This window comes from Melioribacteraceae bacterium (genome assembly GCA_035362835.1).
GTDB lineage: Bacteria > Bacteroidota > Ignavibacteria > Ignavibacteriales > Melioribacteraceae > DSXH01.
The window spans coordinates 470918-496496 of sequence record DAOSDY010000002.1; the positions used below are offsets into that span (position 1 = coordinate 470918).

General features: G+C 37.8%; 24 protein-coding genes. 15 read left to right on the forward strand and 9 right to left on the reverse strand.

The window, feature by feature from the left end:
- The first annotated feature begins 8 nt into the window (after window positions 1-8).
- Window positions 9-3188, forward strand: coding sequence for a PEP/pyruvate-binding domain-containing protein (locus tag PLZ15_09295; GenBank protein ID HOI29936.1), 3180 nt, complete (start codon window positions 9-11; stop codon window positions 3186-3188).
- Window positions 3189-3281: 93 nt separating this feature from the next.
- Window positions 3282-3869, forward strand: coding sequence for an imidazole glycerol phosphate synthase subunit HisH (hisH, locus tag PLZ15_09300; GenBank protein ID HOI29937.1), 588 nt, complete (start codon window positions 3282-3284; stop codon window positions 3867-3869).
- 51 nt (window positions 3870-3920) lie between these two features.
- On the opposite strand, the gene PLZ15_09305 is transcribed toward hisH, so the two are convergent.
- From PLZ15_09305 to PLZ15_09315, 3 genes are all read right to left on the reverse strand, one after another.
- Window positions 3921-5390: an aminotransferase class V-fold PLP-dependent enzyme gene (locus tag PLZ15_09305; GenBank protein HOI29938.1), complete on the reverse strand. Its 1470-nt coding sequence runs from the start codon at window positions 5388-5390 to the stop codon at window positions 3921-3923.
- An 82-nt stretch (window positions 5391-5472) separates the two neighbouring features.
- A complete protein-coding gene (locus PLZ15_09310; protein ID HOI29939.1) occupies window positions 5473-6342 on the reverse strand; it encodes a sigma-70 family RNA polymerase sigma factor in 870 nt (289 codons plus the stop codon).
- Between the two features lie 301 nt (window positions 6343-6643).
- Window positions 6644-7291, reverse strand: coding sequence for a sigma-70 family RNA polymerase sigma factor (locus tag PLZ15_09315; protein HOI29940.1), 648 nt, complete (start codon window positions 7289-7291; stop codon window positions 6644-6646).
- A 122-nt stretch (window positions 7292-7413) separates the two neighbouring features.
- Between PLZ15_09315 and PLZ15_09320 the strand changes: the two genes are divergently transcribed.
- Window positions 7414-8025 carry a tetratricopeptide repeat protein gene (locus PLZ15_09320; protein HOI29941.1) on the forward strand — a complete coding sequence of 204 codons (612 nt, stop codon included), beginning with the start codon at window positions 7414-7416 and terminating at the stop codon, window positions 8023-8025.
- Here PLZ15_09320 and PLZ15_09325 read toward each other — a convergent pair.
- Genes PLZ15_09325 through PLZ15_09340 form a run of 4 tightly spaced genes read right to left on the reverse strand, consistent with a single transcriptional unit; the run spans window position 8012 to window position 10589 of the window.
- Complete coding sequence (locus PLZ15_09325) at window positions 8012-8800, reverse strand: hypothetical protein (GenBank protein HOI29942.1); 789 nt, start codon at window positions 8798-8800, stop codon at window positions 8012-8014. The two genes, PLZ15_09320 and PLZ15_09325, sit on opposite strands and share 14 nt — an antisense overlap.
- A gap of 8 nt (window positions 8801-8808) precedes the next feature.
- Entirely contained in the window at window positions 8809-9282 is a 474-nt protein-coding gene (locus PLZ15_09330) for a universal stress protein (protein HOI29943.1), read from the reverse strand.
- A gap of 9 nt (window positions 9283-9291) precedes the next feature.
- The gene (locus PLZ15_09335) at window positions 9292-9828 is read right to left on the reverse strand and encodes a cyclic nucleotide-binding domain-containing protein (GenBank protein HOI29944.1); all 537 of its coding nucleotides are present in this window, start codon (window positions 9826-9828) and stop codon (window positions 9292-9294) included.
- An 8-nt stretch (window positions 9829-9836) separates the two neighbouring features.
- Window positions 9837-10589 carry a 1-(5-phosphoribosyl)-5-[(5-phosphoribosylamino)methylideneamino] imidazole-4-carboxamide isomerase gene (locus tag PLZ15_09340; protein ID HOI29945.1) on the reverse strand — a complete coding sequence of 251 codons (753 nt, stop codon included), beginning with the start codon at window positions 10587-10589 and terminating at the stop codon, window positions 9837-9839.
- 196 nt (window positions 10590-10785) lie between these two features.
- On the opposite strand from PLZ15_09340, the gene PLZ15_09345 reads away from it, so the two are divergent.
- From PLZ15_09345 to PLZ15_09380, 8 genes are all read left to right on the forward strand, one after another.
- A complete protein-coding gene (locus tag PLZ15_09345; protein HOI29946.1) occupies window positions 10786-11619 on the forward strand; it encodes a prolyl oligopeptidase family serine peptidase in 834 nt (277 codons plus the stop codon).
- An 11-nt stretch (window positions 11620-11630) separates the two neighbouring features.
- Window positions 11631-12206, forward strand: a complete 576-nt coding sequence (locus PLZ15_09350) for a biotin transporter BioY (GenBank protein ID HOI29947.1) — start codon at window positions 11631-11633, stop codon at window positions 12204-12206.
- A gap of 18 nt (window positions 12207-12224) precedes the next feature.
- Window positions 12225-14228 (forward strand): (Fe-S)-binding protein, encoded by a 2004-nt coding sequence (locus PLZ15_09355; protein HOI29948.1) that lies wholly within the window; start codon window positions 12225-12227, stop codon window positions 14226-14228.
- A gap of 35 nt (window positions 14229-14263) precedes the next feature.
- Entirely contained in the window at window positions 14264-14461 is a 198-nt protein-coding gene (locus PLZ15_09360; GenBank protein ID HOI29949.1) for a histone H1, read from the forward strand.
- 62 nt (window positions 14462-14523) lie between these two features.
- On the forward strand, window positions 14524-15645 hold the full coding sequence (locus tag PLZ15_09365; protein ID HOI29950.1) for a CapA family protein: 1122 nt from the start codon (window positions 14524-14526) through the stop codon (window positions 15643-15645).
- A 42-nt stretch (window positions 15646-15687) separates the two neighbouring features.
- Window positions 15688-16881 (forward strand): MFS transporter, encoded by a 1194-nt coding sequence (locus PLZ15_09370; protein ID HOI29951.1) that lies wholly within the window; start codon window positions 15688-15690, stop codon window positions 16879-16881.
- Window positions 16874-17881: a tRNA dihydrouridine synthase DusB gene (gene dusB, locus PLZ15_09375; protein ID HOI29952.1), complete on the forward strand. Its 1008-nt coding sequence runs from the start codon at window positions 16874-16876 to the stop codon at window positions 17879-17881. The genes PLZ15_09370 and dusB overlap by 8 nt, the downstream gene beginning before the upstream one ends.
- Entirely contained in the window at window positions 17878-18399 is a 522-nt protein-coding gene (locus PLZ15_09380) for an adenine phosphoribosyltransferase (GenBank protein HOI29953.1), read from the forward strand. Before dusB ends, PLZ15_09380 begins: the two co-directional genes overlap by 4 nt.
- Window positions 18400-18459: 60 nt before the next feature.
- On the opposite strand, the gene rsmI is transcribed toward PLZ15_09380, so the two are convergent.
- Window positions 18460-19137: a 16S rRNA (cytidine(1402)-2'-O)-methyltransferase gene (gene rsmI / locus PLZ15_09385; protein ID HOI29954.1), complete on the reverse strand. Its 678-nt coding sequence runs from the start codon at window positions 19135-19137 to the stop codon at window positions 18460-18462.
- A 94-nt stretch (window positions 19138-19231) separates the two neighbouring features.
- A complete protein-coding gene (gene lat / locus PLZ15_09390) occupies window positions 19232-20590 on the reverse strand; it encodes an L-lysine 6-transaminase (protein ID HOI29955.1) in 1359 nt (452 codons plus the stop codon).
- 267 nt (window positions 20591-20857) lie between these two features.
- Between lat and PLZ15_09395 the strand changes: the two genes are divergently transcribed.
- From PLZ15_09395 to PLZ15_09410, 4 genes are all read left to right on the forward strand, one after another.
- Window positions 20858-21466 (forward strand): hypothetical protein, encoded by a 609-nt coding sequence (locus tag PLZ15_09395; GenBank protein HOI29956.1) that lies wholly within the window; start codon window positions 20858-20860, stop codon window positions 21464-21466.
- Window positions 21467-21538: 72 nt separating this feature from the next.
- Window positions 21539-23071: an aldehyde dehydrogenase family protein gene (locus PLZ15_09400; GenBank protein HOI29957.1), complete on the forward strand. Its 1533-nt coding sequence runs from the start codon at window positions 21539-21541 to the stop codon at window positions 23069-23071.
- Window positions 23072-23170: 99 nt separating this feature from the next.
- On the forward strand, window positions 23171-23890 hold the full coding sequence (locus PLZ15_09405; GenBank protein HOI29958.1) for a pyridoxine 5'-phosphate synthase: 720 nt from the start codon (window positions 23171-23173) through the stop codon (window positions 23888-23890).
- Between the two features lie 166 nt (window positions 23891-24056).
- A complete protein-coding gene (locus PLZ15_09410) occupies window positions 24057-25571 on the forward strand; it encodes a T9SS type A sorting domain-containing protein (GenBank protein HOI29959.1) in 1515 nt (504 codons plus the stop codon).
- Window positions 25572-25579: the final 8 nt, after the last annotated feature.

The window sequence follows — 25579 nt, forward strand, 5'->3', positions numbered from 1 at the left end:
ATTCAATTATGACCAGATCAAAAAAACAGAACATAGATTCGGTATTTGAATTAAAGGAACGGGCAAAGGAATTAAATTGCCTCTATACCGTTGAAAGCAGTCTCAACCGTTCGGATATTTCTCTTCATGAAGCTTTCGACACCGTTATTAATGCGATTCCGCCTGCATTTCAATTTCCCGAACTCTGCAGAGCAAAATTAACTTATGGCGATATTGTTTATCAAACAGGTGATTTCGAAGAAACAAAATGGGTCCTTTCCTCTGACATAATTGTACAGGAACAGAAAGTTGGTACTCTTTCGGTCTTTTATATAAAGGAGATTCATAAACCAAAAAACGGTCTTTTTCTGAAAGAAGAAAAACGTCTGCTCGATACAGTTGCCGAGAGACTGGGCCATTTTATCCTTCATCAAAAACTGAAAGTAGTTTTTAAAGAATATAAAACCATTAAGGAACGGATACACGGAACCTCAAAACCGGAATGGCGTGTGGTTCTTGATATGATCCGTAAAACAGATCCTAATCTTTTCATCAGCCTCATGAGAAAGATGCTTCATCTACTCTGCTGGAAGGGTGTTGAAGAAGCGGAAATGCTTATGAAGCATACAAGTATTGCCAGACGTGTTGGCGAAGAAGATTCTGCTTATGATGAAAACAGACCGCTTAAAGTAAAAAAGATTGTTGATTATGATCAGTATGTTGAAACAATTCAACGATTGGCAGATGAAAATCTCCCTGATGATGTTATCCTTAGCAGAATCCAGAAATGGATTCAGGAGGATAAATCGAGTTCCCTTGTTAAAGTTGTTGAGAGTCAGGATACATCCCTTACAGAAATTGCAGATGCCATTAGAAAGTATTACCACATGGCACCGGAAAAATTTGAATTACCCCCCTCAACTGTAAAAGGACTGCGTGTTTCTCTGCTGAGAAGGTTCTTTACAGATCAATTAGATTATATAAGCATTGCAAAAGAGTATGTAAAGCTGACGGATTTTTACCGGCTTATTGATAAAATGATTTTCCCTCCGGGTAGTCATGGAAAACTCGGCGGAAAAAGTGCCGGAATTTTTCTCGCATATCATATACTTCAACAGGAAGCAGGAAATAATGAATTGCTGCGTGACGTGAGAACTCCAAAAACCTGGTTCATTACATCCGATGCAGTTCTCTATTTTATGCAGTATAACAACCTGGAAGAGGTTTTTGAACAGAAGTACAAGGAAGTTGATGAGATCAGAATTGAATATCCGCACATTGTTCATTTATTTAAAAACTCGGAATTTCCTCCCGATATATTGAAAGGGTTGTCGGTTGCGCTTGACGATCTCGGTGATAATCCGCTTGTAGTAAGAAGTTCAAGTTTGCTCGAAGATCAGATGGGCGCTGCTTTCTCAGGAAAATACAAAAGCCTCTTTCTTGCAAATCAGGGAACAAAACCCCAGAGACTTTCAGCATTAATGGATGCTATCGCAGAAGTTTATGCTTCTACTTTCAGTCCCGATCCTATCGAATACCGTTCCGAAAGGGGATTACTCGACTTTCACGAAGAAATGGGAGTTATGATTCAGGAAGTGGTAGGTGAAAAAGTCGGTGATTACTTTCTCCCCGCGTTTGCCGGAGTTGCATTCAGCAATAATGAATTCAGATGGTCTCCAAGAATCAAGCGTGAAGATGGGTTGGTTAGAATTGTCGCGGGCATCGGAACGAGAGCTGTTGACAGGCTCAGCGATGATTACCCTGTACTCGTGTCACCCGGTCAGCCGAAATTAAAAATAAATATTTCGCCGGATGAAATGTTCCGGTATTCACCGAAGAAGATTGATGTTATTAATCTTAAGACAAACGACTTTGAAACGATTTCAATTCATAAGCTGCTTAAACATTGCGGGCATAAGTATCCGTCTTTCGACAAAGTATTCTCAGTTATTCAGGGTAATATGATCCGCCAGCCAATGACATATCAGATAGAAGATTCCAAAGCAGAGTACCTTGTTTCTTTCGACGGACTGGTTACAAAAACAGATTTCTTAAAGAAAGTTGACGCAATTCTAAAAGTCCTCCAGGAAAAAATGAAAACTCCTGTTGACATTGAATTCGCCAGCAGCGGAAATGATTTCTACCTGCTGCAGTGCCGGCCTCAGAGTTTTCACGGGGAAACCACTTCAGACCCGATTCCCAGGGATGTGCAAACCGATCGAGTCGTTTTTACTGCGAACCGGCATATATCGAACGGTAAAGTCCCTGAAATATCACACATTGTTTATGTAGATCCCCAAAAATATACTGAGCTTACGGACAGGAATAAGATGCTCCAGGTTGGTCGTGCTATAGGGAAATTGAATAAACTTCTTCCAAAGAGAAAATTTATTTTGATGGGTCCGGGCAGATGGGGAAGCCGGGGTGACATTAAACTTGGTGTTAGTGTAACCTATTCCGACATTAATAATACTGCTATGCTGATCGAAGTAGCGCGTAAAAAAGGGAATTATGTACCTGATTTATCTTTCGGTACTCACTTTTTCCAGGATCTTGTGGAGGCAAATATCAGGTATCTTCCGCTATACCCGGATGATGATGGCATAATTTTTAATTCCGCATTTCTAAACAATTCAAAAAATATTTTCCCTGAACTGGTTAGTGAGTATAGTCATCTGGCTGATACGGTAAAAGTAATCGATATTCCTGAAATGACCGACGGCTATATTTTAAGGGTGCTTGTAAATGCAGAAATTGATGAAGCAATGGGAATTTTCATGCTTCCTTCTTCTGAAAAGTTATCTGATAGGGATATTAAAAGCAGTTTCGAGATTCATTCAAGCGACCATTGGCGGTGGCGTATGAAAATGGCCGAAAAAATTGCTTCCGAACTCGACGGCGCCAGGTTCGGTGTGAGGGGATTATATGTTTTCGGAAGTACAAAGAATGCCGTCTCCGGACCGGAGAGTGACGTGGACCTGATTGTTCATATCGATAAAAATAAATGCGATACAAATCTTTTGAGTGTCTGGTTTGAAGGGTGGAGTTTGTGTCTTAGTGAAATAAATTATCTGCGTACCGGTTATAAATCAAACGGATTGCTGGATGTCCATTTCGTAACGGATGATCAGATAAAAAATAAAGACGGATTTGCATCGAAAATCGGTGCAGTAACGGACGCAGCCAGATCCCTTAAATTAAAGAGCTGACATTCTTTAAGTAGTTAATTTAGTTTACTAAAAATTAATTATAGAAGGGTAATTGCCCAATTAGTATTTTAATTGTTAAATCTGGAAAAGAACTTGATTGCATTGGTTGAATATATTGATAAAGAGCATGTATCGATCGAAAAAATATTATATGGATTGAATTGTGATTTTATTAAATCGGAAAAAGAAATTGATATACTCAGATCCGATAAAATAATTCTCTCGGCGAGCGGTGATATTTCTTCAATCGTAAAAAAGCTTCATAAGTCCAATCTTTTTACAATGCTCAGAATTTTAATAAAACCATTTCTGGGGATTGACCTCGGAATGCTTCTATTATGCAATGAAGTATTGGAATCAAACATCTCTTGTCTAAGTGTCTTATCAGGGTCAGCCCAGAAGTTCGATCAGGCTAAAGTCGACCGCTCCCACCAAGGTTTCAATAAAATTAATAATTTGAAAAAATCGATTTTATTTGAAGGCATAACAAACCAATCAAGTTTTTACTTTTCACATTCACTTTATTTGCCTCTTTCAGATTATACAATTGCAGAATCTAAGTTTGAAATTGATTTTACTGCGGCACTGAATAAGGTTAACTACTATGGGATTCAGTTTAAACCGGAAGAATCAGGTGATGCTGGTATCCAGGTAGTAAAAAACTTTTTGGAATTGTGTTGATCCCTACTGGCATCTCTACGAGGTCATGTTAGAAATTAACACAAACCTTAATCAGAAGGAAAACCAGCTATTAATTATTTCATATTCCTTTCCGCTTGTGGAATTGTGATAAAACTCATTTGTCCTTGATGAGTAATAATAATCTTTTAACCATTCAACATTATTCTTAATAACATCTTCAATGCCTGTTAGAACATAATCGAGTTCCTGGTCTGTCATGGTTGGATGAATCGATAATCTAACCCAGCCGGGTTTTTCCGAAAGGTCGCCGTTGTTTATTTTATCGGTTATTCTTTTCGACCTGGTTGGGTCAACATGGAGCAGGTAGTGTCCGTAAGTACCGGCACACGAACAACCGCCTCTAACCTGAATTCCATAACAATCATTCAGTAATTTTACCATAAGATTATAATGAATATCTTCTACATAGAATGAAATTATCCCAAGTCGCTCCTTGGTCTCTTGAGCAAGAATATGCAATGAAGGTATTGAGGCAAGGCGGTTAAAAACTTTATCGAGCAGATGTTTCTCTCTTTCGGACATATTAGTCGTACCCATCTCTTCCTTCAATTTGATTACAAGAGCAGTCTTAATTGCTTGAAGAAATCCGGGTGTACCGCCGTCTTCCCGTGCTTCGATGTCTTGAATATATTTATGTCCTCCCCATGGATTGGTCCAGTCGACCGTTCCACCACCGGGGTGGTCTGGGACTCTTCTGTTATATAGTTTAGAATCGAAAATTAAAACACCCGAAGTACCAGGTCCTCCAAGGAATTTGTGAGGTGAAAAGAAAATAGCATCGAGTTTTTCCATCGGATCTTCAGGATTCATATTAATATCGACGTAAGGCGCAGCGGCGGCAAAATCGACAAAACAAATTCCTCCATATTCGTGGATCATTTTTGCCAGTCGGTGATAAGGGGCATGAATCCCTGTCACATTTGATGCAGCTGTGAATGAACCGAGCTTATATTTTCTATCCTGATAAAGTTTTAGAAGGTGATCGAAGTGGTCTAAATTTATTAACCCGTTCTCATCGGGTTCAATTATTACAACATCACAAATAGTCTCAAGCCATGAAGTCTGATTGGAATGGTGTTCCATGTGTGTTATAAAAACAACCGGCTTTTCTTCCTTTGGTATGTTAGTATACTTTGATAATTGTTCACAAATCCTTAGACCCAGCAATCTTTGAAATTTGTTTACTGCTGCAGTCATACCAAAACCGGCAAAAATTAGGAGATCACTTTGTCTAGCATTAACATGCTTTTTAATTATTTCTTTTGCGCCATGATAGGCCTTGGTCATTGATGTTCCCGTAATCGACGATTCTGAGTGTGTATTGCCAACAAAAGGGCCGAAGTTTTCGAGCAGGGACTTTTCAATTGGAGAGTACAACCTTCCGCTTGCAATCCAATCGGCATATATAATTTTTTTAGGACCGTAAGGTGAATCGAATTGCTGATTAATTCCGATTATATTATTTCTGAATTTGCTAAAATATAATTCAAGGTTGTTCATATATGCCTGTATTTTTTTTGCAAAGATAATAAAAGGTGAGTGAGATTCTAAAAAAAAAGCCGTCGAAAGACGGCTTAAATTTTTATCCTAAATAGGCTTTTAGATTTTTACTCCGCGTTGAGTGTCTGAGGCGGATGAGAGCTTTCTCTTTAATTTGTCTTACTCTTTCTCTGGTAAGGTTTAATTTTTCTCCAATTTCTTCCAGTGTTAGGGAGTGTTCTTTCTGTAATCCGAAATAAAGACGGATAACTTCTGCTTCTCTGTCAGTCAGGGAAGAGAGTGATCTTTCAATTTCGGCTTTAAGAGATTCTTTCATTAATGAAAAATCCGGAGTCGGTTGATCCTCATTCGGCATTACATCTAGAAGGCTGTTGTTGCTGTCTTCGCTATGGGCAAACGGAGCATCCATCGATACATGTCGGCCAGCTATCTGCATAGCATATGTAACATCCGAAACGTCCATATCAAGCTGTTCAGCAATTTCCTCGGGACTTGGTCTTCTTTCATATTCCTGTTCTAACTGACTAAGGGCTTTACCCATTTTATTTAAGGCACCGACACGGTTAAGCGGAAGACGGACCATTCGGGATTGTTCTGCAATAGCCTGCATAATTGACTGGCGGATCCACCAGACTGCATAAGAAATAAACTTGAAGCCCCGAGTTTCATCAAATCTTAAACCTGCTTTGATTAATCCTAAATTCCCTTCGTTTATAAGGTCGCCCAAGGGTAATCCCTGGTTCTGATATTGTTTAGCCACACTTACAACAAAGCGAAGATTGGCTTTTGTTAACTTATCAAGAGCTTGCTTATTCCCTTTTTTAATCTGAATTGCCAGTTCAATTTCCTGATCCGGCGTAAGAAGATCAACTTTACCAATTTCCTGGAGGTATTGGTCTAAAGATTTACTCTCACGATTGGTGAATTGCTTAGTTATCTTCAATTTTTTTATTACTCCTTCTGATGTAATTTTTTGATTTTATAACTTTGAATAGCAAATTAGTTCCGTTTAATGAATGATCTATTCATTAGTCGATTGTTAATTATAATATTTTAGTTACCTTATACTAAAGGTTAATATGAAATGGTAAAGATATTTACTATAGGCAGTAATCTGATATGTTTTCTCAAAATTCATCGGCTAAATATAAGAAAAAAAATTCCGCTTGTCTACTGAAATATTATTTACCATATCTGATTTTTAGACGCAAAATTTCCAAAAAGGATGTAATCGGGATATTTATTTACACCGATTATCTCCCGGATTTCATCAATTCGAAATTTCTAATTTTCCTTATTTTCTGCTTGATTTCTGGCTTTTTGATCATTCCATTCGATTGTGCATATGTAAATAGCAATGCATATAACATTTTTCTTGCCCTGTGGAGCCTGGATCTTACTGTTCCGATAGGGCAATCTAAAAAATCTGCGATTTCTTCATAAGTATAACCTTCTATGTCCGAAAGAAATACGATTGTTCTAAAATCATCTGGTAAAGTGGAAAGAGCATTTACTATTTCATCATCCAGGATGTCGTTAAATGCGTCACCTTCGAAATGGGGAGATTTAACTTCGTCTGCTTTTATATTTTCGTAAAAATTCTGAATATCCTCGTAGTCTACTTTATCAGGCTCTTTTGTATTTTTTCTGTAACTGTTAATAAAAGAATTTTTCATTATCTGGAATAACCATGCTTTACAATTTGTCCCTTTTTCAAATTTGTCAAAAAAACGGAATGCTTTTAACATGGTATCCTGTAAAAGATCATCAGCTTCATCAGTATCATTTGTAAGCTTGAGGGCATAAGATTGTAAAGCTCCTAAATGCGGCAGAGCTTCATCCTCAAAATCCTTGTATTTTAACTTCAAATCCTTGTCAGATGACACAATCGAATTATTCATTCTTCCCTCTGTTGTTTGTAGACATGTAACGCTGAAAAAATCAAGATAGTTCATCAAAATAATCTACCGGAATTTTTTAGATGAAAAATTCTTATTTTTAGTATCTAAAACTCGGAGCTATAATGAAAATCAAACCTATATATATTTATTTAATCCTGTTCACAGCTTTTGTAATTGGAATTGTTGTTTTTTCGAATTTGAACTCGAACCGGGAGACTCAGAAAGAAATTTCTGAACAAATGCCGGATGACGATATCCATAGAGGAATGAGCGGCGATAGCGATATGCCTTCTGGTACCAACGTAACCGAGGATGCTAGAAAACGTCTGGAAGAATATAAAGCCAGCTATGAAAAGAATCCCGATGATACACTTAAAGCTAGGGAATATGCTGATATACTGAAGATGGCTCATCAGAATGATAAAGCAATAGAACTTTATGAAAAAATTCTGAAAAAGGATAGCAAGAGAATCGACCTGCTATTGGAACTAACCTTCCTTTATTTTAATAACGGGGATCTTAATAAAGCTGAAGAACTTACAAATAATATCCTGAAGATCGAAAAGGATAATCAACTTGCAATTTATAACTCAGGTGCTATTGCCGCTTCCAAAGGTGAAAATCTTAAAGCTAAATCCATCTGGGAGGGACTTGCTAAAAAGTTTCCGGATACGGACATCGCACGTATTGCTAAACAGTCAATAATGCAGCTGGAGATGATCAATCAGAAATGATTTCTGTAATTAATTTCTTTTCAATTCGTTCGAAGTAGTAATTCTCAATTTTTATTTTTTCCGGATATTGCCGCCAAATCTCCTCTGGCGGCATTTTTTTTGCTGAATATCTTTTAGATTTTGTGAATTTTTTTCTATCGGCTACTACGTAAAACGGTTTGTTAAATTGCTGACATCCAAATCCAAGTAAAGAACTTCCAGATTTATTAATCACATCTCCGTTTCCCAGTATTGCGTCGGCCCCGGTAATCGCGGCATCAACTTTATCTATAAATTGGTAAATCATACTTTCGGTTATAAGTCTGACTTTAATTTTTGAAGCAATCAGACTTTTTGCAAGCAATCTTCCTTCAAGCATCGGTCTTGATTCGCAAACAATAACTTTTAATTCCGGATTACTTACCCGGAGATGCTTCAATACTTCTAATACGGTTTTACTGTTTGAGATTGTGATGAAACTCGAATACGGTTTTAAAATTTTGCCTGCATTTAGGAGGAGCAATTTCAGCGAATCTTTAAAGTATCTATCGTATTTGTCAAAAAAAACTTCGAGTTTTTTTTCTTTACGCAATGCTGATTTCATTTCAGCAAGATACACCTGTATATTCTGAAACGACCTGAATTGCTTTGCGGCAAAATCTATCAGTTCCGGAAAAATTTGCAGAATCTTCTTCTCGTTTTTAAGGTGTTCGTGAAGTTCAACCAATAATTCCAGGCTTCCCGATTTATTATCTGTGAATAATTTCGAAAATCGCATATTAGAAGTTTTAATCATTTCACAATTCATTTCCTCGCATTGTAATTAAATCCCTTTATCGGTTCTCTCAATGTTAAAACCGGGCAGGGGGCTTTTCGGACTACCTTTTCAGCTGTACTTCCAAACAACAAATGTTCTACGCCGGTGTGGCCATGTGTTGCCATAATAATTAGGTCTGCATCAATTTCATTAGCTGTTTCGATTATTTCAACAAATGGTTTCCCTGTTTTAATAATTGTTTCGGATTCAACAACCTTATTGATAAAAGAGGATGCAAGATTCTTCAATTCCTCCTCTGCACGTAAATGCAGGTCCGAATCCATTGAAGGAATAGCAACCTGACCCATACTGAAATCGGCTGGATAGATCATCGGTTCAACAACATAGACAAGAAACATTTTTGCTTTAAACTGCTGCGCAAATTGAACTGCATACCTGAGTGCGTTTTTTGAATAATCGGAAAAATCAATCGGTACTAGAATATTTTTAATTACATCCATAATTCCTCCTTACTTTGTTCTAGTTCGGTTGTACAAAGAAAGATAATCATGATTCAAATTTCTAAGCCGTGTGGCGATAATCTGGGACATACCCCGTAATATCTTGATCCCTTCTTTGGGATGTGTTTCTACAAACTCGTCCAAATCCGGTTTGAATAAAACCGCAAGTTGCGAATCCTTAAGTGCGATTGCCGAAGCAGATCTTGTTTCTTCATCTAGCAGGGCAAGTTCTCCGAAAAAATCGCCCCTTCCAAGATTTGCCAGATCAAATCTTTCCCCGTCCTCTGCTTCTTCAGTAATTAAGACTTCTCCTTTAATAATCAAATAGAGACCTATACCAGGATCTTTCTGCATAAATATGTATTCGTTTGCTGTATAAGCTCTGTAATGAATCAGTTTTAGGAGTATTTTAAAATATTTAGGCTCCAGTTTTTCGAATGGGGGCATGGATAGGAGTACGTTTTCGAGGTCATCTTTTTTTGCAGGTGTTTTAAATAGATTTGCCCAGAAACTGCTTTTTGAACCGGTTGAATTATTGTTCTCCATTTTTCCTCCTAATTAAAAATGCCCGATTCTGCAACACGCCATATCTTTTGGCAGGGGAATCTATTTTCATAAAGGGCTCTTCCTATAATAACCGAATCAACTAAATTTCCTGCCTCTTCCTGAAGTCTCTTTAAATCCTCGTAGCCGCCGATTCCGCCTGAATGAGTAATTTTTCTTTCAGAAACTTCGGCAATCATTTTCGAAAGCTCTATATTCGGTCCGTCCAGCATTCCATTTGTAGATACATCTGTTACAATAATTCTTTCAACTCCAATCGACTTTAAAAATTTTGCGTAGTCGACAGCCCTCAGGTGAGTCCTCTGCTGTCTTCCCCTCGTAACAACCTCGTTATTGATTACGTCAATTGCTGCAACAACTTTGTTAGGAGAAAATTCATCCAAAATTTTAATAAACTCCCTTGGCTTTTCGAAGGCAAGACTTCCAATAACCACTCTTGCAACTCCTAACTCAAAAAGTTCTTTGGAGTCTTCGAATGTTCTTATTCCACCTCCGAGTTCTACCGGGATAATGACTGATTCGCAAAGCTGCCTTATTATCTCAAAATTAGTTTTAAGCTGATGATGTGATGCGTCAAAGTCTACTATATGAATACACTTTGCATTTTCAGCTCTCCAGATCATTGCCATCTCTACAGGATCGTTTCCGTATTCATTACAGTTAAGTTCGGGAATACCCTGAACAACACGGACAGTTTTTCCATTCTGAATGTCGATTGATGGAATAATTAGAATTTTTGACATTTGATTATCCGTTAATTCAATAAATCGAACGTGTACCTCTTCTAAAACAAAAATAACTAAATATGCTAATAAATGGTATCCGTAACTTACTGCTCTCACTTATAACAGACTATTTCTGAATCAACTCTTCATAAAGAAATCACATCCAGATTCAAATCTTGACTTTACAGGTCATATTCTTCATATTTCGCAGGAGATGATAAAAGAATTCAACTTATACTCTTCAAAAGGGAATAAACTGCGGACTTCTTGTTTTTGTGAAGAAAATATTTTCTCCGGTCGCGCTTTAGTATTTGTTCATGGTTTTAAGGGTTTCAAAGATTGGGGCTTCGGACATTACCTGGGAGAATATTTTTCAAAACGAGGATTCTTTACGATTACGTTCAATTTTTCTCATAATGGTGTTGGTGATGATTTATTTGAATTTATTGAACTCGATAAATTCGCCAGGAATACAATTTCCCTTGAAATTTCGGAGCTGAACGATATTATTAATTTTCTAAAGAATGGTTTTTTTGGCATCGAAATAAGTAAAAAAATCGCTATTTTAGGCCATAGTCGAGGTGGCGCTGTTTCCTTATTAACTGCTGCCGGCAGAAATGATGTTGGTGCGGTAGCAGCCTGGGCTTCGATTTCGAAATTTGACCGGTATTCCAACCGCCAGAAAACCGAATGGAGAAAAAAAGGTTATTTCGAAATCGTGAATGCCAGAACCAAACAGAAAATGAGATTAAATGTTGAACTGCTTGATGATATAGAAAAAAATTCAGCATGTTCGTTGAATCAGGAAAATGCTTTAAAAAATTTAAATTGTCCTTTGTTCATTGCACATGGAGATCAGGATCTTGCTGTACCGATTGCTGAAGGGGAGCAGATCTATTCCTGGGCGGATAAAACCAGAACAGAGTTTTATAAGGTTTACGGAACGGGTCATACTTTTGATATAGTTCATCCGTTTAACGGCTCGAATGAAAAGTTTGAAAAACTTCTGAATAAAACAGCGCATTTTTTTGAAAAAAATATAAATTAAAAGAGGAAAATATGTCTGTAAAAGAGAACGTAAAATCTAATACGGTGATAGTATCACTTTCAAAAATTAAATCATCACAACTTTTCTGGATCCTGACTTTTTCTGTTTTAACATTTTTAAGTGCACAGGTTGCAGTCCCAGTTCAGCCGGTACCGTTTACATTGCAAACAATGTTGGTACTTCTTTCCGGAGCTTTTTTAGGCGCAAGGAACGGAATGATAAGTCAGATAATTTATCTTGCCGGCGGTGTTATTGGATTACCAATCTTTGCTGAATTCAGTTTTGGATTTGCAAGATTGATAGGACCAACCGGTGGATACCTTATAGCTTTTCCATTAGCTGCTTTTCTGGTTGGTTATATGTTAGAAAAAAAATCGAATACAGGTATGATTGTATTATCTATGGTAATAGGTTCACTTGCAATTCTTCTTAGCGGGTCTCTCTATCTGTCTCTTTTTCTGAATGGCGATCTTAATAGCGCCTTATTCAGCGGTGCAATTATTTTCTCTCCATGGGATGTAATAAAAATAGCTGCCGCAGTAAGTATTTATAAAGCTTTTTCAAAAAAATATCCTAAGCTACCTTAACATTTTTCAGCGGGAGTAATGACTCTAAAAAATATAATTTTTATTGTTCTATTCTTTCTGTCGATCGGATTCTTCGCTTATAATCTCCGGAGAATCCTATCATATATTCTTCTCGGTCAAAAGGAGGACAGATTCGATAATCCGTTACAAAGGATTAAAAACGTACTGAAAATTGCATTTGCGCAATCCAAACTTTTACGAGATCCGGTTGCAGGAATTATTCATTTCCTTATTTTCTGGGGTTTTGTTCTTTTTCTTCTGGCTGTCATCGAATCGATTTTTCAGGGATTTTATTCTCCATTTACATTAAGATTTCTTGGACCGCTCTTCACAGCTGTTACATTAATTCAGGATCTGTTCGGCCTCTTTGTTATTGTTGCTGTTCTTATTGCCTTGTATAGAAGGTTTATACAGAAGGTACCTCGCCTCAATGTCGGTAAGAAAGGAAATCTGGATGCTGCTTTTATTCTACTTCTAATTCTAGGTGTAGTTGTATCAATGTTTGGGCAGAATATTTCTCACATCGCCGGCAACAGTTTTATTCTAGGTGAGTTCGAATCCAGGCCTGTCAGCCACTTTTTAAGCGGCATATTTTATTATGAATCCGGACATCACGCTGAAACTATGTATGAGATTTTCTGGTGGTTACATATAGTCTTTATTTTCGGATTTCTGAATTTCCTCCCTTACTCCAAGCATTTCCATGTTGTTTCATCTATTCCGAATGTTTACTTCTCAAAAACAGGTAAGTACAAGAACTCATTAAAGAAAATCAATCTTGACGATGAAAATATCTCTCAGTATGGCGCTTCAGATATTGAACATCTTTCATGGAAGCAGTTACTGGATGGATTTGCCTGTACTGAATGTGGAAGGTGCACATCGGTATGTCCGGCAGCTAATACTGGTAAACTCCTTTCACCGAGGAAAATAATTGTAGATATCCGACGTAGAACGGAGGATAAAGCTCCTCTGGTTATTGAAGGAAATATTGAAAGTGAACTACTTTCTCAAACACTCGTTCATAATTATATAACTGATCAGGAACTCTGGGCATGTACTACCTGCAATGCGTGTGTTTATGAATGCCCGGTTACAATTGAGCATGTTGATTCAATTGTTGATTTGAGAAGGAATCTCGTTTTAATGGAGTCGGATTTCCCGCCTGAATTGAATACCGTTTTCAAAAATATCGAGACAAATTTTTCGCCCTGGGCTTTTAATCCTCAGGATAGGGCAAACTGGGCTGAAGGATTGGGCATTAAAACTATGGCCGAGGATCCTAATTGTGAATTTCTCTTCTGGGTTGGATGTGCCGGTTCATTTGACACAAGGTATCAAAAAGTTTCAAAATCGATTGCTAAATTGTTACAAATTGCTAATATTGACTTCAGAATCCTTGGAATTGAAGAGAAATGCAATGGTGATACAGCCAGGAGATTGGGGAATGAATACCTCGCTCAAATGTTGATCCAGGAAAATGTTGAAACATTGAATAATTATGGTGTTAAGAAAATTGTTACCGGGTGTCCACATTGCTATAATGCTCTGAAAAATGAATTTCCCCAGTTTGGTGGAAATTATGAAGTTGTTCATCATACTGAATTAATTACTGATTTGTTAAACGAAGATAAAATTAAGCTTAAAAAGGGAACAGGGGACTCAAAAGTTACTTTTCATGATTCCTGTTATCTCGGCAGGTACAACGGTATTTACGATCAGCCGCGGAAATCGCTTAAGAATGTTGACGGACTAAAACTTATTGAAATGGAACGTACCCGCGATAAAGGGTTCTGCTGCGGCGCCGGGGGCGGCAGGATGTTCCTTGAAGAAATTGAAGGAACACGTATTAATGTTGAAAGGACACAAGAAGCTGTTAGAACTAATGCCGGTACAATTGCTTCAGCCTGTCCGTTTTGTATGACAATGATGACTGATGGACTTAAATCACTTGAAAAGTCTGAACAAGTTGATGTAAAAGATATTGCTGAAATAATTCTTGAAAATACTATTGACAATTAATTATAACCAACCAACTTATAAAGGAGGAGGTACAAATGCAGAAGTATCAAAATCTAATTGAGTTCTTAAAAACTCTCGAAGTTGATGTAACAAAGTTTTATGACAAAGGTCAGTCCGCTGCCGGAACCCGCTTAAGAAAAGGATTAAGCGAGTTGAAAAGACTGGCTCAGGATATGAGAAACGAAATCCAGGAAGTTAAAGCCCAGAGAAAAGGCGATAAAAGTGCCGGCTAATTTATAATTATTTTCCTGAAAGCCGGATTGGTTCGCCTGATCCGGCTTTTTTTATTCTTGATATGAAGATTAAGATCCTTTTTCTAACTGTTAACCTATTACTTCTTTTCATCCCGTCGGATAAAAATTTTAAGTCTGATGAAAAGAAGATATATGCTGATTCTGTTTCAACAATCAGTCTTTCATTTGTGGGGGATATAATGTGTCATTCCCCTCAGATAGATTATGCCAGAATCGGAAAAGACAGTTTCGATTTTAAACCGGTTTTCAGATATGTAAAAAATCTGATCGAAAAAGCCGATCTGGCATTCGGAAATCTTGAAACGGTAACAGCCGGCATAAGTGAAAAATTAACCGGCTACCCGCTATTTAATTCACCCGATCAATTACTCGACGCGCTTAAATATGCCGGCTTTGATTTTCTCTATACCGTGAATAACCATAGTCTGGATAGAGGTACGCGTGGCGTTGTTAGAACAATCGAACAGATTGAAGAAAAGGGGATGAAAAATATCGGATCAAGTAACTCGGAAAGCAGAAGCGATTCTTTGATCATAATCGACATGAAAGGAATTAAACTTGGACTGCTCGCTTATACTTATGGTCTCAATGGAAATTATCTCCCTAAATCAAAAAGCTTTATGATTAATTTGATCGATACAGTTAGAATTGATTCAGATATAAGTCGTTTACGTGATAAAGGCGCAGAACTGGTCATTGTCTATTTCCATTTCGGTGATGAGTATTCAAGGAAACCGTCAGGATTTCAAGTTGAGACAGTGAAAAAGACATTTCAATACGGAGCGGATATAATTATCGGTAGCCATCCACACGTTTTACAGCGGACGGAATTTCTTACGAAAGGCAATGGGAAACTTAAAAATGGATTTGTTGCCTATTCCCTCGGTAATTTTATTTCGAATCAAAGATGGAGGTATTCAGATGCCGGTGCAATTCTGAAATTAGAAATATGTAAAAATTTTCAAAGGGATTCGATCTGGATAAACAATGCCACTGCTATCCCGACCTGGGTTTACAAAGGATTTACCGGCATAAAAAACGAATTTATAATTGTTCCTTCCGATACAAGTTTTTTTAAAGTCCCCGAATTTTTCAGCTCCAGTGATAAAATGAAAATGATTCAAAGTTATTATGATGCCGGTGAAATACTTTTCAGGAAATGAATCTGATTTTCATATCTTTGCACACCTGAGAAAATCAAAAAAATGAAAAATAAAGCATCACTAAGCATAATCTTTGTAACAGTTTTTATAGATTTGATGGGATTCGGAATCTTAATCCCGATACTCCCGACTTTTGCAAGTAAAGATCTTAATATTTCCGATTTCGGCATCGGTGTTATCGTCGCAATTTATTCTCTTATCCAATTTCTCTTTAATCCGGTTTTTGGAAAAATATCCGATCGAATTGGGCGACGCCCTGTAATTCTTGTTACTCAGCTTGTTACGGTTGCCTCATATCTAATTTTCAGTTTTGCCGATTCGTTTCTGATTTTATTCCTGTCCAGACTATTAGCAGGATTTGGCGGAAGCAACATAGGAGTAGCTCAGGCTTATATTGCAGATATAACAAGTAAAGAAGAGAGAGTAAAAGGGATGGGCCTAATCGGTGCCGCGTTCGGATTGGGATTTGTATTCGGTCCGTTGATCGGCGCAATACTTTCCAAATACGGATATCACGTAGCAGGATATGGAAGCGCCGGTTTCTCATTTATGGCTTTTGTTTTCGCTCTTTTTATGCTTCCGGAATCAAATAAGGATTTAAAATCAGGCTCAAAATTTGAAATCCGTCTGTTCGATTTTAAGTATACAAAAAAAGTTATTTCAGATTCACGGATTGGATTTTTAATTATCCTTTTCTTTATGATAGTCTTTTCAATGGCAAATATCTACGGGACATTCGCGATTCTCGGTTATAAGGTATATCATTTCTCTGATCAGCAAACAGGTATGCTATTCGGGATATCAGGAATTATCGGTGCTCTGATTCAGGGCGGACTGTTGAGATTTCTGTCCAACAAAATAAGTGATAGGTCCCTTGTTCTTTCCGGTTCATTTGCAATGATAATCGGACTTGGATTTCTTCCGTTTGGTTCTAATTTTACCGGAGTGGCAATAATAATATCTATTTTATCAATTGGTACGGGAATACTTCAACCGACTATTTTAAGTATGATATCAAAATACACTGCCGAGAATGAACAAGGAGCTCTATTAGGAATTAACCAATCCTTCTCTGCATTTGCCAGAGTATTGGGACCGTTATGGGGAGGATTTGCATACGATTTCTTTGGATATCAGTTCCCGTTTCTAACCGGTGCTGCATTTACATTTGTTGCTTTTCTTCTCTCATATTTTTTACTTAAACCTGAAAGAATGGTAGAAACCGGAAATGTTTAAAATCGGCAAAATAGAATTAAAGAATGCTCTTCTGCTGGCCCCTATGGAGGATGTAACAGATATTGCATTCAGGAAAATCTGTAAAGAATTCGGCGCCGATGTTGTCTATACTGAATTTGTGAATTCTGACGGTCTGATAAGAGCTAATAAAAAAACCGAACTCAAACTTGAAATTTCAGAAGAGGAACGGCCGGTAGGTATCCAGATATACGGCGGCAACCTTGAACCTATGATCCAGGCTGCAAGAATCTCTGAGACAAAGAATCCGGATATCATTGATATTAATGCCGGGTGCTGGGTTAAAAAAATTGCAGGCAGAGGCGCAGGAGCCGGTCTGCTTAAAGATCCCTGTTACATGCAGACGATGGTTGAAAGTATTGTAAAAGCAGTATCAGTACCGGTAACCGTAAAAACCAGAATCGGCTGGGATAGTAATTCGATAAATATCCTTGATGTGGCAAAACGGATTGAAGATGCCGGCGCTTCCGGATTGACTTTGCATTGCAGAACCAAAGTTCAGGGACATAGCGGAGAAGCCGACTGGTCCTGGATTCCAAAGGTTATGGAAGTCGTTAAAATACCTGTTGCACTGAATGGGGGTGTTTTTACTTCGACCGATGTTTTAAGAGCTTTTAATGAAACTAATGCGGACGCAGTTATGATTGCCCGGGGGGCCATTGAACATCCTTGGATCTTTCGGGAAGCTAAATCCCTGATGCAGAATATTTCTTGTCAGGATGTGACAGTGGATGAAAGAATTTCAACAGCTTTAAGACATTTGAAATATTCTCTTGAGATCAAGGATGTGCGTGCGGCAATTCTGCCTTTCAGAAAATATTATGCGGGGTATTTAAAGGGATTGCCCGGCTCAAAAGAGGTAAGAATTGAGTTGTATAAACAAACTGAGTATGCTCCCATTGAAGAGATTCTTTTAAAATATCTTGAGGAGATGAAATCAAAAAATTTGGATAACATAGAATTGAAACAGGAGGCAAAATGAACTTAAAAGATTCCATAAGGGATGTACCGGATTTCCCGAAGAAAGGGATCGTTTTTAAGGATATTACTACATTACTGAAGAATCCATTGGCTCTTTCTTATACGGTAGAAGAATTATATAACTTCGCTAAAAATATAAAGATAACTAAAGTAGCTGGAATTGAATCTCGTGGATTTATACTCGGAGGGATTCTGGCGGAAAAATTAAAAGCAGGATTTGTTCCAATTAGGAAACCTGGGAAATTACCCGCGGAGAAACTATCGGAATTCTATTCTCTTGAATATGGTACTGATTCGATCGAAATACATAAAGATGCAATTAATCCGGGCGACACAGTCCTGCTCCATGATGATTTACTCGCTACAGGTGGCACGATGAAAGCTGCATGTAATCTGATTGAAAAACTTGGCGGCAAAATCGTACTCATCTCTTTTCTGATTGAACTTGCCTTCTTAAATGGGAGAGAAAAACTGAAAGAGTATGAAATCCATTCTCTTATCCAATACGATTCCGAATAAAATTTTGCGGGGGATATTCATTTGGATATCCCTTACAATTCCTGCTTAATTCTTCGATATCTAAATTATGAATCCGTTTGGTGCAATTATTACGACGAACTCACCCTTAATAGTTTTATTGCTTAAGTCTCTTATTATTTCAGCAGCTGTACCTCGCCACATCTCTTCAAATCTTTTCGTTAGCTCTCTGCCAATTACTAATTGTCGGTCCGGCATATACTTATTAATTTCTTCGAGTAATTTTTCAATTCGGTAAGTGGATTCGTATAGTACTATGGTTCTTTCTTCTACTGCAAGTTCCGTTAATTTCTTTTGCCTACCTTTCTTCTGGGGCAGGAATCCTTCGAATACAAACGAGTCGGTTGGTAATCCGCTTATACTTAACGCTAGAATAACGGCACTTGGTCCTGGTATTCCAATAACTTCAATTCCATTTTTCACAGCTGCATTAACCAATCTTGTACCCGGATCCGAAATTGAAGGTGTTCCGGCATCCGAGACTAAAGCACAGACTGACCCGTTATTAATTCGTTCTATCAATTCAGGAATCTTTTTTGATTCATTCTGCGCATTAACAACAAACAATGGTTTTTCAATTTGATAGTGGTCCAGAAGGATCTTAGTTACCCGTGTATCTTCACATACTATTATATCAACCGACTTGAGTGTATCAACGGCTCTGTAGGTTATATCGGATAGATTACCGATTGGTGTTGCCACAACAATCAATTTTGACACTGAAACACCTGTAAGATAATATGTAAAAAGTATAATGCAATATTATAGAAAAACAGCTGATTCAAAAGCTAATTCTAAAAATACATTTTACAAATTACATTTTATCTAAGACTCTCCTAATAATCGAGATCCCTTTATCAATGTCTTCTTTTGTTACTGTTAATGGAGGTCTGAAACGTATTGAGCTTTTACCGCACCCCAGCATTATCATTTTATTTTTATATAATTCATTCAAAAAAGTTTTTCTTATTTCCGGTGATGGAAGGTCAAATGAACATAACAGACCCAGTCCTCGGGCCTGAGAAACCAAATCCGGAAATTCCAGCTCTAATTCGCTTAGATTCTGCAATAAATAGTTACCCGTAATTCTTGAATTTTCGACCAGATTTTCCTCCTCAATAATTTCGAGATTTTTTCTGGATCTCACCATATCAACTAGGTTTCCTCCCCATGTTGAATTAATCCTGCTCGATGTCCTGAATACGTTCTCTTTAACCTCGTCAATCCGGTCAGAAACCATTATTCCGCAAATCTGTACTTTTTTGCCGAATGCAATTATATCCGGTTCAACATAATGTTCATATGCCCACATTTTACCTGTCATTCCCAGTCCTGTTTGAACCTCATCGAACATAAGTAAAATATCGTTTTCGTCGGCTATCTCTCTCAATTTTATGAAAAACTCTTTTCTGAAGAAATTGTCGCCTCCTTCACACTGAACAGGTTCAATAATAATTACAGCAATATCATCCTGATTTTTCGAAATAGCATCCTTAATTTCATCTATTGCCTGGTTTTCTTTTTTAATAATCTCGTTCAGGTGATTTTCTAAAGGGAAAGATATTTTGGGATTTATTATCCGGGGCCACTTAAACTTCGGAAAGTAATTTATTTTTGTCGGATCAGTATTTGTCAACGACATTGTATATCCTGAACGCCCGTGAAATGCCTCCTTGAAATGAATAACCTGATGTCCTCGCTCCTCACGATATCCTTTCTCGAGATTCTTTCTGACTTTCCAATCGAAGGCGGTCTTAAGACCGTTTTCAACTGCCAGAGTACCGCCGTCAATAAAGAAAAGGTGATTGAAATCGGCAGGTTTTGCGATCCTCGAAAATGAATCAACGAACTTTGCCATTTCAACAGTATATATATCTGAATTGGATGGTTTATTCATAGCAGCAATGGCCAGCTCCTCTCGGAACTCCGGCGTATTGATTTTATTATGATTCAAACCGACTGGCGAAGATGCAAAAAAGGAAAAGAAATCGAGGTATTCATCACCGGACCTTTCATCAACTATAGTCAATCCATAACTTCTTTCAAGATCGAGTACGAATTCGAACCCGTCGATCAGCATCGAGCGTTTCAGTATTTCATGTACTTTTTGAGCTTCTATCTTATCTTTTTGAGCCATAATAATCTCCTCGAATGAGTTTTCTTGATTACCCATAAACGGATTCCTCCCAAAATTAATTTGATATTTTAGAGATCTGTAAGTAAGAAAAGAGAATTAGAAGACTTCTTCGAGGCGGGAGGAGAAGTAATTACGAAGGTTTTTTCTGCCCGTTATTTTTTGATAATTAATGTATTTCATACTTCTTTTTACTCCTGGAACAAAAATAGGAAGTTAATAAAGGACTTACAAGAAAAGATTCATTTCATTTTATAGTTTTAACAAAAACATTTTTCTTAAATTTGTCCCGTGATAAAAAGCCATATGCAAAATTCGTTTAAGATAATATTCAGGTTCATTTTTCTTTTATTTCTACTTTCTTGTAAAGGGAATAATGACGGGGACTGGTTCAGCGGCGATTTCTATAATAACGATACGTCCAATCTTGCAGAAGAAATTGTTGATCAATCGCTCGGAACCAAATTCAATCCTCCCGCTAATTGGCTTATTCAGTCTGCCGAACTCTCCCGCAAAATAGAAACCAGAAACAAGTTTCAGGATTCCTCTCAAAACAGATTCGAATATTCACCTCAGTATCTATTCTTTAATCAGTCCGGCGGCAGTTTATTAAGTGTCGGTTATGTTGAATACTCGGATTCATCCTTGAATAGCGAATTATCGTTTAATAATTATAAAAATCTTCTCGGCAATAAACTGCGCAATGATAAAATATCCATTGCATCTTTTACTAAATCCGGGATTAAGTTCTTTCAGATAAAGAGTGAAAAAGAAGATCTAATCAATTTTAAAATTCTGTACCTAAACCAGAACTCAAGAATTATTCAGTTCGATTGTACTGTCCGAAGGGAAAATCTTGAGAGTGAATTGAAAAGTTTAAAGTCGACGATCGGTTCCATCCAACTGGTCAGGTGATCTGTTTCAATCGTGCTTTCTGAATTTTCTTAAAATAGAGTAATCTTTATACAAAACAAATCAGAGGTTATAATGGATTTTTTAAAACAGTTGGGGATTAAAGATGAAAATTACGGCGCCTCCACAGGATTAAATTGGTTCAAAACAAATGATCAGGGAATGATTAATGTGGTTTCTCCGGTGGACGGTAAACCAATTGCAAAGGTGTATCAGTGTTCCGTTAAAGATTATGATGAAGTAGTTGCAAAAGCCGACGAGGCATTTAAATTCTGGCGGACCGTTCCGGCTCCTAAGAGGGGAGAAGTTGTCAGGCAAATCGGAAATCAATTAAGACTTTTTAAAGAACCGCTTGGTCATCTTGTCTCTTATGAAATGGGTAAATCGCTTCAGGAAGGTTTAGGTGAAGTTCAGGAGATGATCGATATTTGCGATTTTGCAGTGGGTCTTTCCAGGCAGTTGTACGGATCTACAATGGTGAGCGAACGTGAGAAACACCGTATGTACGATCAGTATCATCCTCTCGGTGTAGTCGGTATTATAACAGCTTTTAATTTCCCGGTTGCTGTCTGGGCATGGAATAGTGCTCTTGCTACCGTTTGCGGTGACGCCAATCTCTGGAAACCTTCCTCAAAAACTCCTTTATGTGCCATTGCGGTGCAGAATATTATTTCTGATGTGATTAAAGAAAATAATTTGCCGGAAGGACTCTTCTCGCTGATTATTGGCAAAGGATCCACTGTCGGCGAAAAAATGCTTAACGATAAACGTGTTCCTCTAATTTCTTTAACTGGATCAACCGCTATCGGAAAACATGCAGCCGAAGTAATATCAAAAAGATTCGGCAAAACTATTCTTGAATTGGGAGGCAACAACGCAATTATAATTACACCAAACGCGGATTTTCAGCTGGCAATACCCGCTGTAGTCTTCGGAGCTGTTGGAACAGCGGGGCAGAGATGTACAACAACGCGCCGATTGATTATTCACGAAGATGTATATCCAAAAGTAAAGGACGCTCTTTTAAAAGCTTATTCCTCGCTTAAAATTGGCAATCCGCTCAATCCCGGTAATCACGTAGGTCCTTTGATTGATAAAGGCGCGGTAGAAGAATTTAAGCAAGCCCTAAAAATGGTTGAAAAAGAAGGAGGAAAAATTATCTTCGGTGGCGAACTCCTATCAGGCAGCGGATATGAATCCGGGTGTTATGTAAAACCGGCTATTGTAGAAGCAGAGAATAATTATAAAATTGTTCAGGAGGAAACTTTTGCGCCGATACTCTATCTGATCAAATACAAAGGCGACGTTCAGAATGCAATCGAAAAACAAAACGATGTTGTACAGGGGCTTTCTTCATCAATATTCACTACAGATATGCGCGAAGCCGAAACATTCCTTTCCCACTGGGGAAGCGATTGCGGTATTGCTAACGTGAATATTGGTACATCCGGAGCTGAAATCGGCGGTGCTTTCGGAGGCGAAAAGGAAACCGGGGGAGGAAGAGAATCCGGTTCGGATTCATGGAAACAATATATGAGAAGACAAACAAACACAATTAATTTCGGGACTAAACTTCCTCTGGCACAGGGTATTAAATTTGAAATTTGAGTGTGAGACTGTTTCAATTATATCAGTGACGTGGGATTTCACTTTAATTATTCTGAATATTTTTTTATTTATTGAATAAATAATTTAGAAAGGATTGATATGAGATTTTGTTTAAATGTTGATCATGTAGCAACTCTTAGAAATGCAAGAGGTGAATCACAGCCTGATCCTGTCTCATTCGCATTAATGGCGGAGCTTTACGGGATCGACGGAATTGTAGTACATCTTAGAGAGGACCGCCGTCACATAAATGAACGCGATCTGCGCCTGTTAAGGGAACTGATTACAACCAAACTCGATCTCGAAATGGCAGCCGTAGATGATATTATTAATATCGCTTGCGATGTTCAACCCGAACTGGCTACTATAGTGCCTGAAAAAAGACAGGAACTGACAACCGAAGGCGGTATTAATGTAATTGATAATATTAATCACTTAAGACTTGCAATCAGATCACTCCATGATGCAGATATCCCTGTATCACTTTTTATTGAACCGGATATCAACCAGATTGATGCGGCGGCTGAGATAAATGCCGACTTCATTGAAATCCACACTGGTCATTATGCCAATGCTGTGGGCGAGGAGGATATTTTCGATGAACTTGAAAGAGTACGTCTCGCGGCAAAACATGCTAAAAAGCTGGGACTCGGTGTTAATGCCGGCCACGGATTGAATTACAGTAATATGAAAGAATTTGTTGCAATTCCGGATATTGATGAAGTAAGTATAGGACATGCCGTTATTGCAAGAGCTCTTTATGTTGGCCTCGAACAGGCCATTAAAGAGATGATTAAATTAACCGGGGTGAATAAATGATTTTTGGAGAATTATTTTGGATTTGTAATTCGAAATAATTCTCCTTAATTATCTGTCGATTTATGACAAACTGCATATGATATTTTTTAAAAAAACTCTCTTCCTGTTTTTATTAACCCAACTTTTTTCTTTTTCAATAATATTCCCTCAGTTCAAAAATATTCAGGTGAACAATTCAACTGCCAGTCAGCCTAATGAAGTATCAATAGCTGTAAATCCGGTTAATCCAAATTTTATCTCAGCGGGCTCAAATCTGAACTTATTCTACTTCTCGAGTGACGGCGGCAATTCCTGGTCCCAGAAATTAATGAGCTCTGTATGGAGAGTCTGGGGCGATCCTTGTCTGGTCTATGATGCAAGCGGAAATTTATTTTTCGGACATTTATCAGATCAGAGAAATACAGGAACGGGCTACTGGATAGATCGAATTGTTGTTCAGCGTTCTACTACTAACGGATCTACATGGGATTATGATGTAGGTGTTGGCTTTTCACCTCCTTCCAGACAGCAGGATAAGGAATGGCTTTGTGCTGATTATTCCAACTCTCAATACAGGAATAACCTGTATATGGCATGGACTGAATTTGATAAGTACGGAAGTTCAAATCCCAATGATCGCTCAAGAATTCTGTTTGCGAGATCTACAAACAGCGGCGCTTCCTGGTCGTCTCCCATTAAAATCAGTGATATTGAAGGTGATTGCCTGGATGACGATAATACTATGGAAGGGGCCGTACCATGCACTGGACCTAATGGGGAAGTCTATTTGAGCTGGTCTGGTCCGCTGGGAATACAATTCGATAAATCAACGGATGGCGGTGTTACTTTTTCTGATGATATTCATGTTTCCAATCTTAATGCCGGTTGGGCATTCGATATACCCGGAATTTATCGCGCAAATGGTTTCCCTGTTACTGCTTGCGATATTAGCAATTCACCTCATCGCGGATCTATTTATATCAATTGGTCCGATCAGATCAATGGTGATACGGATATTTTTTTCTCGAAATCCGTTGACGGCGGCACTACCTGGAGTTCTCCTAAAAAAGTTAATAATGATCATTTCCCCAGGCATCAATTCTTTAACTGGATGACAGTAGATCCCGTTACCGGTAAAATCTATATTATTTTTTACGACCGGCGTGAAAATCCTGATCCAAATAACACTCAAACCCATGTTTATATTGCACGTTCGGATGACGGTGGAGAAACATTTTCTAATTATTGTATCTCTCAGTATTCTTTTTACCCTGTTAATACAGTTTTTTTTGGTGATTATACAAACATTGCAGCTTATGACAATAAAATCTTTCCGATATGGATGAGAATGGATGGTACTAAAATGAGCATCTGGAATTCGGTAATTAATGATTCCGAGTTCTTAACGGGAATTGAAGAAAACGGAAATCCTTTCCCGACACAAACCGTATTATTCCAGAATTTTCCTAACCCGTTTAATCCTTCAACAAAAATAAATTATGAAATTGAAAAAGAGTCGTTTGTTAGTCTCAAGGTATTTGACGTAATTGGTAATGAGATTAATTCACTGGTACATGATATTAAAAAGCCCGGGTCGCACAATGTTGTTTTCAACGGAAGCAGTTTAAGCTCGGGGATCTATTTCCTCAGACTTGTAACACCGACCCATCATTTTACAAAAAAAATGATTTTAGTAAAATAAAATTTGAA